Below are 13,839 nucleotides of genomic sequence, written 5' to 3' on the forward strand. Positions count from 1 at the left end.
CCCTCATGCTAGCAGAAATGCATAACAGTAACGACCATCAAACATGGATTGATGAGTATTGATTTTTGTTTTGTCTGGACGTTTTATAGAGATTTTGAAATTGGATACAGACATCCCATCTATAAATTAAGCCTTTTTTATCAATCCTAGTATCTCACCCTTATTCCAATCAGATTATTGTCTATGTTCACTATTATTCAGTCGCACCGTACCGAAAACCTTGTAGATCAATTGCTTGTACAATATCAGTCCAAGGATCAGCCTGTCTTTGAGCCTTTTATTGTCATTGTACCCTCAATGGTATTGGGCGATTGGTTGGATAAGACCATTGCCAGTCGCGCTGGTATTAGTACATTGGTGCGTACTAAGTTCTGGGGTCAGTATCAATGGACGCTGATGCAAGATGTATTGAGTCGCCATAATGCGTACTTACTGGGGCAAAACCCTGAAGCGACAACTCTAAACGTGCCCGAAGTGGCGGTGTTGTCACCGACAGTAATGCAATGGCGATTGTTTGGGTATTTGACTTACTATCAAGAGTCGATTGTTAAAGATGAGAAGCATCCAGTCAATCCACTACTGGCGTCTTTGATTGATGAACCGCAGGCAGATGCTCAGCAGGACAATGTGCGACAGGATAAGGCACAACAAGATGCCCGTATTTGGCAGCTGGCAAGTGATTTGGCGAGGGTGTTTAACCGCTATTTGACCCATCGTGAGGATTGGTTGTCGCTATGGTCGCACAACGAGCCGCTGAATGTAGATGAGTTGATAGCAGATAAAGATGCACTGTCACTGCGCTTTGATAAGTATGCGCGCGGCACGCCTGGGTGGTTGGTCGAGCATTATGTTGAGTTGGAAGTTGCCCAACGATTCTTATGGGCGCATTTGTTTGCTGATGTTCATCTACACCGTGTGGCACTGGAGCGCGCATTCTGGTCGGCCTTAAAAAATAACAAGGCAAATGAGCGTGACCAGTTGCCAACCATACTGCGTATCTTTACTATCCAGCAACTGCCACAGACCGAGTTAGACTTTCTACAGCGCCTGTCGCAATACATGAATATCACGCTATTGCATTACAATCCATCAAAGCTATTTTGGGCAGATATCGTCGATAAATCATGGTTACAGCGTCAGCAGATTATTAACCCTGAAAGTGTGTTTCTGCGTGATTACGGCCACAGTTTGCTATCACGTTTGGGTAAGCAATCGCGTGATGCGTTTGCGATGCTTGCTAACTTGTCTGGTAATGAGCAGTACGACGATGCACTGGTTGAATGGCAAGATAATTTTGATGATACGCTGAGCATTGATTTTAATGATGAGTTTGCTGCTGAGTACATCGATGATGCTAGTAGCGCTCAGAATAGTCCAAGTTTGTTAAAGCGTTTGCAGAACGATGTGCTGATGCTTGATGAGCAATCGACCCAGCAAGCAACGGCCGCTACAGTGTCGCAAGCAGTAAGTAAGCAACTAGAGCCAAGCTTTGATGAAGAGAAGCCAGCAACGGCTTGGTATGAAGATGAAGCGTTAGAGAATAAGCGCTTTGAAAAAGACCGTTTTTGGGCAATATCTTCGCAAGATAATAGCCTAAGCATTCATTCGTGTCATAGTTTGCAGCGTCAGCTTGAAGTGTTGCGTATTATGATCGGCCGTTGGTTGAACGAACCTATCAAACTTGGTGAAAAGAAACGCCATATCTCTGACATTGTGGTGTTGCTACCCGATGTTGAGCGTCATCATGCATTGATTGGTTCTATCTTCGTCAATGGTAAGGGTCAAGACGGTTTGACTTTGCCTGCCAAAGTGACTGGTGTTGTTGATGCGGACATTCGCCAGTTATGGGAAGCCATTATTGGTTTTTACAAATTATTAGGTAGCCATAGCGCCCGTTTTGAAGCCGCTGAAGTTTTAGACTGGCTCATGTTACCGCCTTTATTTGAAAGCTTTGGGCTGACTCATGAGCAGATGAGTCGTGGTTGTGACTTGTTGGTAGAGGCAGGATTTATCCGTGGGTTTGATGAGCTGCATCTTAAGCAAACTTTAGACAGTAATGATTACGACTATCGCTTTAGCTTTGCGCAAGCGTTAGACAGATTAACTTTAGGTCTGATCATGCCAGAGGCTGAGTTGAGCGACTGCTTATATGCTCTAAATGACGATGAATGGCCAAGTACAGCTTTACCAGAAATGACCTTGCCGCTACCACAAGTCAGCCTAAATGATGCGCTGATTGTTGAAGCGCTTTGCCGTATTTATACCGGCTTGGTCGCACGACGTGATGATCATACACAAAAAATGAAAGCGGAAGACTGGCTCGATCAGATTGAGACACAAGTTATCCATCGCTACTTTGGCGATGTGGACCAAACGCGTACCATGCGCGCTATTTACAACGCGATGAATGGTTTTAAATCAAGTCTGCGAGCCAATCGTCACTATAGGCAGTACGCTAGTGGTGATGTCGACAACAGAGAAGTAGAGCAAAGGCTGGCAGGTGTGGAGCAGTTGCCGCTCAAGCTGAGCTTTATGCTAGACAGTATCGAAAACGAGCTTGAAAGTCAGCAGGTCAGTGCGGAGCCAACTGGAGTAATTACCTTTGGTCGATTTGGTGCACTAAGAAACGTGCCATTTGAGCTAGTGGTGATGCTCAATATGGATCTCTCTGAGTTCCCAGGGCGTGATCGTGATAACCGCTATGATTTGATGAAAGCGACCAATGCCCGCCGCGGTGACAGAGTCAGCGAAGATGATGACAACGGCGCATTTTTAGATGCACTGCTATGCGCGCGCAGTGCATGTTGGATGTTCTACAACGGCCAAAGCTTGACGGACACGCATGAGCATCTGCCTGCCAACCCAGTGAGCGAGCTATTGCAATTCCTACAAGGTGAGGTGCAATGGCAGGTGAACTCGCTTGAAACGTTGCCTGAGAATATTGATCCTACCACCGAAAGTCTCAAACGCTATTTGCCTAAATTGATTAAGCAGTGGCTAGTGACTGAGCATCCTGCACTACCTTTTCATGAGAGTCTGTTTGAAACGGCAATCGAAGGCACTGATATTGATGACAATGCTAATGCCAACATTAATATCAATGCTCAGGATTCTAGCCCTGTCGATATGATTGATGAGCTGGATACTTTACTAAATACAGCCATGCGCAAAACCAAGCTGGCTCAGAAAAAGCAATTTCCGCCTGCGCCGCTTTGGCAAGCGGTGTTTGATACATTGAAAGGGCGAGTATCTAGTGTGCCTATGCAACTGGTGGGCTTACCCACGAAGGCGCAGTATGAGTCAATCGCTCAGGTGCTTGGCCAAGGCTTGGGTCAGCTAGGTCAAGTAGACAATCAAACCTTGTCTACATTGGCTGATATGCTAGCGCTAGATACAGTTGTTGATACTAGCAATGTTAGTAGCATGACAGAGGCGCTCATCCAAGCTTTATCTGATAGCGTATTTAATATTGGAGAGATAGACATTGAAGGGGTATTGGCTTACCAAGTACGCCATCCTGCCAAAGCTTTTTTGCGTACCCAAAAGGTGCATGTGGTACAAGGTGAAGAAGCTCTGTCGCATCAAGAGCCATTATTTTTAGACAGTTTGACTACCTATAAAATCAAAGACCATTTGATCAAGCAGTTGGTCGCTGATAAGACTGAGGCAGATAGCGGTCATATAAAGGCTGAAAGTACCACTCCAATTCTGATGTATCAAAAAATTATGCCTGCTGGTGTCGCTCGCCAGACCACGCTACCCAATCAACAAAAGAAACTGCAACAACAATGCTTGGAGTTCAAAGAACAATTAATTGCTAATGGCTTTGATGAGAGCAGTATTCTCAACGAGAGTGGAGCAGATAGCGCTACAGTATTACAGCTACTGACACCAACCGCCGAGCACCCTGTTCAGATAGAGCTAAAAAATATACTGAGTAGCATGGATAATGAGTCAAGCAATCAGACGAATATAGAGGATATAGAGACACTGCTTAAGCTGCTGCCGAAAGTTATTAAGATAAAGGGCTCAGTACCAATATTAGCACCAATATCAGTGCCGACAGATGCGCATAACAGTCACTCTCATATTCAGGCAGGCGTGCCTTATGCTCAGCAATCGCCTAAGCAATGGTTAAACATATTGCCCAATTCTGCCAGCCCTAGGCATTTACTTAAGTTTTGGTTGTCACATTTGTATTGGCAAGTGGCCAGACGTACCACTGCCGAGCAAGTGGTATTAAATGATGGCGTGAGTATTTGGCGCTTTAATAAGCCCAGCTCGCAAGTTAGTAACTATAAAGATGTAATCGCATTTAAACTAAGCCCGATCGTGTATGAAGACGCAGTAATTGAGCTGATAAAATGGGCTATTTTTGGTAAGTTAACGGGTCAAGTACCTATTACGTTACTGCCAGAATATGCACTTAATTACCTTGATAAGTATCTAAAGCCTGAAGAAGGTGCCGGTAATAGCTATTGGCCAAAACGTGCCGACTTCTCAGACTGGTTAAGACCTAACTACAATTCAGATACGGTATATGATACTTGTTCGCAGCATGCAATTTGGCAATATGTACTGCGTGACCAAGATGCGTTTAAGGCTTTGTCAGCAGCTCTGACTACATTAGCGCAGCCACTGTATGAGCCGATGTTTAATGCGTTAACTAACTTAGATGGTTAGCCCATTTAGATAACTATCGAGTGAATTGAAGATACGCCCTAATAAATAATAATTAAAAGTATGCGCCCATATGACAGACTTCATCGAACCAGCTAATACCATTGACTCGTCTACACAACCGAATTTATTTGATGAATATTCAGATGAGCTGCCTTCGTCTGCTGTTTCTGAACGTAAAGCTGATGTCATACCGGCAGTCGATGTTGACCTAACGGGCAAGCACTTAATCGAAGCCTCAGCGGGTACTGGCAAAACTTGGACGCTGACTGGTATCGTGCTGCGCATACTGATTGAGGCGCGACGTGCGCCAGAGCAGATCATCGCCACGACTTTTACTCGAGCTGCCGCTGCCGAAATGCGTCAGCGTATCCACGATCGTTTGGTAGATTTCTATCAGTTATTACAATGGGTCAATAGCCTAAGTGCTGATACTAGCAATAAAGAGAGTCTCTATCCCAACATACTACAAGTCATGCCTGAGGGTAATAAAGATACAAAAGCAGGCAGTAATTCAGACGTAGACGCAAACGTTGAGACAGGTATTGACGATTTAAATCAAGACCTTGCTGCTGATAAGCAAGTGGCGGTAGAGAAACGTAAACAAGCAAAGAAAGATCGTGAAGATTGGCTGGTTAATCAGGCCAAATATGTGCGCTTAGATGGCATCATGCAAGATCCTATTAACTTGCATCTTGTCGGTTATTTGCTAGATCACGTGTACAGTTACCCCATGGCGGAAGCTATCAGGCGTACGGCACTGGTACTAACCACATTGGATAAGCTATTTGTAGGCACGCTCGATAGCTTGGCGCAAAAGTGGCTGACAGAGTACAGCAGCGAAACTGGTCACCAGCAGGGTATGGGGATTATTGAAGACAGCAGTATTGAACAGGTGACTGACAGTATTATCCATGATGAGCTGCGTCAGTTTCAAAGCCGTTTGTATTATAAGCAGCCTAAACTTTACGCGCTAATGGATCAGCAAGGTAAGCTGACTGCAGTTGGCGATCATAAAAAGTATGTGACGCGCTCGCTTAATTTTATCTCTGCGCCGATTGACGAGATAAGGCATGAGAAAAGCTTTGATTTTGATACATACGAAAAGCTAATCAATGAGTTTTCTCAGTTAGATTTAGCCGATATTCAGCCTTACTTAAATCCTGATTATAGAAAGTCTCAAGGATTTCGTGGTGGTTCTAATTTAACCAAACAGTTTGATGCCATTATTGAAGTGCATCAAAAGATATCAGAGTATCAGCTGACATTTAATAGCTATTTAAATGAGAGCGAGAATAAGATTTTGACATCATTGCAAGATGCCAGATATCCAGATGAAGATGGCAAAATCAAGAACTTTAATAAGAATAAAGAAAAAGAGCACCAGACGCTTTTTGAGTTAGAGACCATTAGTAAGTTAATGGCTATCTTAGACATGCTTGATAGTTTAAATCAGCATATTTTGTTGGTATTAGCCAATCTTAACCGTCATATTGTGCTGGCTGTGCGCAATAGGCTACCAGTCATTTTGGAAGAGCGCGGCGAGACGACCTTTAGTTTGCAGATGGTACGCTTAAACCAAGCATTAACTGGTCGTCAAGGAGATAAGCTGGCGCGTTATATTCGTCATCATTATCCTGTGGCATTGATTGACGAGTCGCAAGATATCAATGGCGAGCAAGCCATTATGATTGAAAGCATCTACTTGCCAAAGAATAAGCGTAAACAGTCGGACAGTGACAAGCAATCAACCACTAAGAAAGCCAATCATGAATTTCTGCTATTGGTTGGTGATCCCAAACAGGCTATTTATGGGTTTCGTGGTGGCGATGTGGCCAACTATAATTATATGAAAGCCCAATTTGACAAGAGTACGCTTTGGACACTAGATATCAATCGCCGTTCTAATGCGGGTGTGATTAACGCATTGAACTGCTGGTTTGGTATGGCTGACGCCACAACTGCTGAGAATAGGCTGTCGCAGTTGGGTACTGGTATTCACTACCAACATATCAAAGCGGCAAAACCGGAATATGAGCTGTCTTGGTTTAATGCGTCAAATAGTCTAGATGATGTACTGGTGACAGAGGTGCTTTCTGCTCAGCCAGTAAGCTTATTGCACCTGCCTTATGACAAGGACAAAGAGTTTGATTACGATGAACATGAGATAACAGCTCGCCATATAGCCACTTTGCTTAATAGTGGTCAGACACTTAAAGGTAAGCCGATTCAGCCGAGTGATATTGGGGTGCTAGCACGTGCTAAAAAAGATCTGAAACGCGTTGAAGATGAGCTGGTAAAACTTAATGTGCCGACCTTGACTACCAGTGATGTCAGCATCTTTGAGACTATCATGGCAGAAGATGTGGCGGCGCTACTAAGTGCCATGCTATACCCATATCGTCATGACATGATTAATCGGGTGTTGACCAGTCATCTATATGGACTGAGTATTAAAAACATCAAAGCCATGATGACGGACCATGAGTCAGGCATTACTGAGGGCAGCAGTACAACAAGCTTCCATTCACAAAACTCTAATTCGAAAGACACATCAGTTAATGAAACAACTGATAATAAAAAGAGCTATCAAGACTTTATTACCTATTTAAAAGAAGGTGCACAGCGTTGGCAGCACTTTGGCATATTATCGGCGCTACATTATTTATTAGATAAAAGCCCTGTGCAGCCGCAAGGCGTATGGCAAGCCCTAGCTGCTCATCCAGAAGGCGATCGTCATATCATGGACTTGCGTCATGTGATGGATATCTTGGCGCAGTACGGCCTCGGTATGGGTGAGCATGAGCTACTGGCGTGGTTCAGGCAGCATATAGATGCAGCGCCTAATAGTGATTGGGCTAAGCAATATCCGCTACCGACAGAATCTGGCGTGCAACTGATGACCATTCATAAGTCAAAAGGGCTTGAGTTCCCTATTGTCTATGTATTGGGAATGGGTGATGCCAGTAGGAAATCTGGGAATAAGGAAGACTATGGGCTGTATCTATATAACGCGCAACAAGCGCCTTCAGCGCTAGTGCGGCAGTCGATAGAAGTACAGCAGTCGATAGACAGTCAATCAACAGGAAATCAGCGCCGCTTCTCACCATTGCAAGGCTCTGCCACGGATGAGGGTTACTATACCGATATCGAGACACAGGAGGGTTTTGATGAGATAAGACGGCTTGGTTATGTGGCATTTACTCGAGCCAGTGAGCAGCTTTATGTTGTGCTGCGAGATCCGAGTAACAAGACAGGGTTTGAGCTAAAGCCAGTGTTTTATTGGTTTGAATCGCCAGAAGCAAAGTTCGAGCTACCAGATAGGCTCAAAGGCATCGTAGGCATGCTCAGAGGGTATAAGGTTAATGAGTTTTATGACAATAATTACGCCAACTCAGCAGGCGTAAATGACAGTGCTCAGCTAGCCGCAACCAAATCAAGTGCTCATAAGCCTACAACAGAGGCTATTGAGTACGCGCCCTTTGCTGAGGTGATGAAAACCAATTATTTTTATGGTTGGGCTAAGACCAGCTTTACGGCTTTGGCACGTCAGCTAGATGAATCTACACAAGCAATGGCGATAGTGGATGAGCGTATTGATGATGCGATAGACATTGATATGACAGAGTCTTCTGTTTCAGACCTCTCTTCACTGAATAGTAAAGAGTCTCTCGAACAAGACAGTGAGCTAAGCCTCAAGTCAGAAGATGATATCCGCTTTACCTTTGTAAAGGGTGCTAATGCCGGTACGTTCTTGCATGAGATATTTGAACAAATAGACTTTACCAATAAAGCCCAGTGGCCTCAGGTTATTGATAGAGCGATTAGTAGCTATCAGTTGCCGCTTATATATAGCAGTGCTGAACAACAGAGCCGCAGATCGCAAGGCAACAAACAAAGAAATAGCGATGGGTTTGATCTTGAGTCAATAGATACAACGAAGCATGAGGCATTAATTAATTGGATTGAAGAGGTGCTACATGCGCCGCTATTATCTTCTAATCAATCCTTGATTTCTCTTGATAAAGGTAAGCGATTTGCTGAGTTAGAGTTCAATATGGGGTTGTCAGAGAACTTCAAAGCCCAGGATATCAGTAGGCTTTTTCAACAGTATTTACCTGATGAGATAGATAAGCATGTCACTCTAGTTCCGCAAAACAAGGCACATCTATATCGTTATCTGCGTGGTGAGATTGACTTAGTGTATGAGCATGCTGGCAAGTATTATGTGGTCGATTATAAGAGCAACTTTTTAGGAAATAGCCTAAGCGATTATAATGAAAATACGCTCAAACAAGCAATGTCTAAAGCGGGGTATTGGCTACAAGCAGCGATTTATCAAGTGGCATTACATCGGTTCCTTGCCATGAGAATCAGTGATTATACAGGTAACGAAGATAAGTACTTAGGCGCTGTAGAGTACGTGTTTTTGAGAGGTGTGTATGATCCAAATGCTAAGATCGCTGACTCTACATCTAAAGATAATAATAAGCCTAGCAGTAACAACTTAGAGAATCATAACTGCTATGGATTGGTCACTTGGAATATTCCCATCGACTTTATTAAAGGTTTAGACGCACTATTTGGCCTGCCGGATTAATAAACTTTATATAACACTTAAATGAGCAAAAATTGTTATAACATTTAATCAGATTAAAAAGAGACCAGAACACGATGAGTAATAATAACAATAAGAACAAGTCAGCCATCAGCTTACAAGAGAGCTGGGCCAGTAATCTCAGTGATTATATTTTGCTGCGCAGTCAGCAAACGCATGTAGCATATAACGTGACAGATATAAAGGTAGAGGCTGAGAGTAAACATATCGGTAAGACAGAGGATAACGGCTTATTTACGGCTCTATTCATTATGTTGGCCACTCATTTGGAGGAGGGCCATACCGTATTGACCATTGAGGCAGCTGAGCATGACACACCGCTACAAGGTCAAATCAATGGTGAGTTGGTCGCACTATATGCGTGGCAGCAAAACTTACTAGAGATGATGGCAACGCCGATACTCGCATTGATGGATGCTCAAATAGATACGCCATCAGAAGACGACTCTTCAATTGAGCTGTCATTATTTGGCTCATTAGATACTTTGTTTAGTAAACGAGCCCAGCTATGGGCGCAGCTAGCACTTAGCAACCATGAAAAAGAGATGATGGTCAAACGGTTTGATGCAATAGCTACGTTATATCAGCGTTTGAAAAATAGTGACTCAGTTGCTTTCGTTCAGTCAATTCATGAGAATACTTTATTTGCTAATGTTGATGCGAATACTGATAGTAATAATAATAAAAATAGCCTAAGCAAAAATAAACCTATCATATACCAAATGCAAAAAATCAAAACAGATAATGAAACGAAAATATCGTTCACCTTTTGGTTACACCGTGCTTGGCAAGCGGAATTTAATTTAGCGAAAAATATCAATAATATCTTAAGTCAGCAAGTAAGCCCTTTACAGATAGCAATACCTGAAAACCTTCATGAACACCAAGTGAAAGCGATCAATGTCGCTAATAATAATGCGTTTAGTATTATTACTGGTGGCCCAGGCACAGGTAAAACATACACCGTGGCTCAATTGGTCATTGCGCTGCAACAAGCGACAGAGAGTGGGGGAGAGGAGGCTGAAAATATTAGATTCAGTACGGACAGTGCCAGTCTGGCATTGGCAGCACCGACTGGTAAGGCTGCTCAGAGAATGCAGGAGTCTTTACAGGCAGCTTTAGATGCAGCAGATGTTAAGCTACAGTTGCAAGAAGCAAAAACCATTCATCGCTTGTTAGGTATTGGTCGGACAGGCAGACCTCGTTACAATGCTGATAATCCATTAGGGGAAGATATCATCATCGTTGATGAAGCATCCATGCTCGGGGTTGAGTTGGCCAATTATCTTGTGAGTGCGGTAAAACCAGGTGCAAGGTTGATACTATTAGGCGATGCGCACCAGTTAGCAGCGGTAGATGCAGGGGCTGTACTGGCTGATCTATGCCGTATTCCACTACTACAAGGCATTCATGCAGAGCTAACCGAAAGCCGGCGATTTAGCGCTGATTCAGGTATCGGCAAGCTTGCCTCGCAAATTAATAAAGCAGAGGTAGATACTCAGGTCATCTGGAAGTTGTTAAAACAAGATAAAGCATTGAGCTTTCAATATGTCAATACGCTGCAAACGGAGTCAATATTAAATGATAAAAAAAAAAATAGCCTAAGCAATAAAAAATTGTTATTAAAAATCACCCATAATTACAATCCGTACGTAAATAAAATTCAAAATTTACTGAAGAATCCGATAGAAAAATCCATGCCAGAATCAGTAAAAAGTACTGTAGCTCAATTAATGGAAACATTTAATAAATTTAGAGTTTTGAGTGCTGGCCATAATGGTGAGTGGGGCGATCATTATATTAATAACTATCTCACCCAGTGGCATCTGGCTGAACTAAAACTACCGTTGGGTCAAAACACATGGTTTCATGGTCGACCTGTCATGGTTCTACAAAACAACTATGAACTAGGATTGTTTAATGGTGACATTGGCTTTTGCTTGCAAACTGGCGATGAAAGAAGCCGACTAGAAGTGTTTTTTGAGAATAAAACACAGGGAATTGCGGTCAATTTACTGAATGAAGAAGTCATCGCCACCGCGTATGCCATGACCATTCATAAATCGCAAGGGTCTGAGTTTGATCATGTGGCTATTACTTTTGATAATAGTCATGCAAGATTATTGAGCAAAGAGCTTATCTATACAGCAGTGACTCGTGCTAAGAAGCAAGTGACCATTTATAGTACCAAGCAAGCTTTCGAACGCGCTGTCAAAACACCAACTGAGCGCCATACGGGCTTGGCATTACAGTTTTCTAAGCTTTAATAGATAAGTATTACAGGACATGAAAGTACAAGATGTATAAAAGGAGGGTTAAAGTTGCATACCTTTGATAGTGTGCTAGATCATATCAATGAAATCATTTATGAGCCTCACCAACTCATTGTATCCTCAATTAAACAGGAAGTACAAAACTCTGAATACGCAGCAGGATTATTTACCTTATCCTCTCGGTCGGCTATTAAAACAGCTAGAGGTAGAGTGGCTAAGCAAACAACTACCAAAATAGGGCAGTTCGTTACCTTTTGGGAAAAGGATTCTAAAGGCATTAATCAACCTTTCCAATATGATCAGTCACCAGACTTGTTAGTAATCACGACATTTAAAGACAATCATACATTTGGTCAGTTTGTTTTTCCGAAGTATGTCTTGCTTAAGCATAATATTCTTCAGTCTCATTTTACAAAAGGTAAGATGGGTATGAGGATGTATCCTAGCTGGGATAAGCCAACCAGTAATACTGCTGTAAAGACTCAGACTTGGCAGCTCGATTATTTCTTCACGGTTACTGATACAGGCATACTACCTACAGGAAAAATACGAGCATTGTATGAGTTATAAAATATAAGCAATAAAAAAGCATCCAATTTGGATGCTTTTTTAGAACTCAAATATTTTTAAGCATTTAAAGTATAAGACTTAAATTTTGCCTTCTTTGATTGCATAGATACCAGGCAGATGGCGCAAGTAGCCATGAAAATCCATACCACAACCATAAACATAACGGTCTGCAACATCAATACCCACAAAATCAACGTCAAACCCTTCAACTTTACGATCGTGTTGCTTATTGAGTAGGACGCAAGACTCGATAGACAATGGCTTTTCTTTACCCAGTTCTTCAACGATAGCTTTTAGAGTGATGCCTTCGTCAAAAATATCATCAATCAATAAAACGTGTTCGCCCTCGATGTTAACATCAGGCTTAAATTTCCAATCAAGCTCACTGGTACCTTCGTTATCACGATAGCGTGAGGCATGGATATAATGCATGCGATGATAGAAAGTAAGGTGAGTAAGCAGTTGACCGGCTGGAATAAGACCACCGTTCATAACGACCATAACGATTGGGTTTAAACCCACATAATGTAGGTTGAGCTGCGCTGCAAGGCGCTCATAAGCAGCGGCTACTTCGATACTGCTGATAAGGCACTCTGAGTTGCGTAGGGTTTTTTCAATTTCTTGATTACTAATTTGGGTCATGAGTTGCGCCTTGGATAAAAGTGCCGCCTATTTTAGCAAATTTTAGCAAATTTGCCCAACACTACCTTTTTAATAAGAATATAAATTTTATTATGATGGCTTTTTTACAATGAATGGACGGTAATAATTGGCCAAACGATTCAGTGATGTATCAGGTAGGTCCGGCAATAACTTGTTCAGCGCCATGCTCATTCCTTTATCAATGGCGGCTTTGGCAACTGGCACAGACTTACGTTTAATCATGCCGAGCTTCAGCGTTTCAGCAAAGCGACTGACAAAGTGGGTAAGCGTCTCTTCATTGACAGTTTCGAGTGCTGTTTTGAACTTCGCTCTATCCACATGCTCAGGTGTAATAGCGGCAAAACCTTCATCGATGGTTTTTGCATCTGAATCTGACAGTTTGAAACCTATACGCTTGACACCTTCATTGTCGATAAATGTGGCACGATCCCTTAAGAAATGAAAGCTAGGAAGCACTTCTTCATTGTTCTCTTTACCCAATAAAATATTGAGTAGGGTATCGGTCGCACGCTCAATCGTTACAACAATTTTTCGCATAGAGGCTTGACGCTCGGGATTAGGAATGATATCTACCAAGCCAACCAATAAGTTATCTGTAAGGTCGCGAGCCGTCTGATGCGTCAGCGCATCGCGATAAGGGTAATAATCCACTTGCTCATTTGAAGCAATGACTTGTTCGGCCTCAATGATTAATGCTTTTAATTTATCTGAAGGTACGAATCCAAAATAATGTTCCATGATACTTCCTTTATTTGTTGTTTTTTATGTCTTACTAGCATTACATTTATCGTCAAATCGGTTATTATTTAAACAAAGTCTTTAATCTCAGGCTCATCACACGAGATGCGAATTAGTGAAATGCCCTAGTTATAAAATATATGACTTTTGCATGACTTTGTTGATTGGCAATAGTTTTACAAATTGCTAGGATTTACCTAAACGATAGGTTAGCTGAGTCAATCATCGCATACTAATTTAGCATATTTTTCATATTTTAATTCAAAAAGCTTGAACTTATAAGGCTACCGATACTTG

General features: G+C 42.4%; 6 protein-coding genes. 4 read left to right on the plus strand and 2 right to left on the minus strand.

Annotated features, from left to right (window positions below):
* Positions 1-183: 183 nt before the first annotated feature.
* The 4 genes from ACMFL8_RS07210 to ACMFL8_RS07225 all read left to right on the plus strand — a co-directional run bounded on the left by ACMFL8_RS07210 (position 184) and on the right by ACMFL8_RS07225 (position 12,141).
* Positions 184-4,683: an exodeoxyribonuclease V subunit gamma gene (locus ACMFL8_RS07210; RefSeq protein WP_413190539.1), complete on the plus strand. Its 4,500-nt coding sequence runs from the start codon at positions 184-186 to the stop codon at positions 4,681-4,683.
* A 70-nt stretch (positions 4,684-4,753) separates the two neighbouring features.
* A complete protein-coding gene (locus tag ACMFL8_RS07215) occupies positions 4,754-9,280 on the plus strand; it encodes a UvrD-helicase domain-containing protein (RefSeq protein ID WP_413190540.1) in 4,527 nt (1,508 codons plus the stop codon).
* Between the two features lie 74 nt (positions 9,281-9,354).
* Positions 9,355-11,565 (plus strand): exodeoxyribonuclease V subunit alpha, encoded by a 2,211-nt coding sequence (gene recD, locus ACMFL8_RS07220; protein ID WP_413190541.1) that lies wholly within the window; start codon positions 9,355-9,357, stop codon positions 11,563-11,565.
* Positions 11,566-11,619: 54 nt separating this feature from the next.
* Positions 11,620-12,141, plus strand: a complete 522-nt coding sequence (locus tag ACMFL8_RS07225; protein WP_413190542.1) for a MepB family protein — start codon at positions 11,620-11,622, stop codon at positions 12,139-12,141.
* A 78-nt stretch (positions 12,142-12,219) separates the two neighbouring features.
* Here ACMFL8_RS07225 and ACMFL8_RS07230 read toward each other — a convergent pair whose 3' ends face one another.
* Together ACMFL8_RS07230 and ACMFL8_RS07235 are read right to left on the minus strand one after the other, a co-directional pair.
* On the minus strand, positions 12,220-12,783 hold the full coding sequence (locus ACMFL8_RS07230) for a hypoxanthine-guanine phosphoribosyltransferase (protein ID WP_189582132.1): 564 nt from the start codon (positions 12,781-12,783) through the stop codon (positions 12,220-12,222).
* Positions 12,784-12,873: 90 nt separating this feature from the next.
* Entirely contained in the window at positions 12,874-13,542 is a 669-nt protein-coding gene (locus tag ACMFL8_RS07235; RefSeq protein WP_189582129.1) for a hypothetical protein, read from the minus strand.
* Between the last annotated feature and the right edge of the window lie 297 nt (positions 13,543-13,839).

It is taken from the genome of Psychrobacter sp. AT9 (genome assembly GCF_047272965.1).
Taxonomy (GTDB): Bacteria; Pseudomonadota; Gammaproteobacteria; order Pseudomonadales; family Moraxellaceae; genus Psychrobacter; species Psychrobacter glaciei.

Coding starts and splice junctions, on each gene's coding strand:
- ACMFL8_RS07210 (WP_413190539.1), top strand. CDS start 184: ATGTTCACTATTATTCAGTCGCACCGTACCGAAAACCTTGTAGATCAA.
- ACMFL8_RS07215 (WP_413190540.1), top strand. CDS start 4,754: ATGACAGACTTCATCGAACCAGCTAATACCATTGACTCGTCTACACAA.
- recD (WP_413190541.1), top strand. CDS start 9,355: ATGAGTAATAATAACAATAAGAACAAGTCAGCCATCAGCTTACAAGAG.
- ACMFL8_RS07230 (WP_189582132.1), bottom strand. CDS start 12,783: ATGACCCAAATTAGTAATCAAGAAATTGAAAAAACCCTACGCAACTCA.
- ACMFL8_RS07235 (WP_189582129.1), bottom strand. CDS start 13,542: ATGGAACATTATTTTGGATTCGTACCTTCAGATAAATTAAAAGCATTA.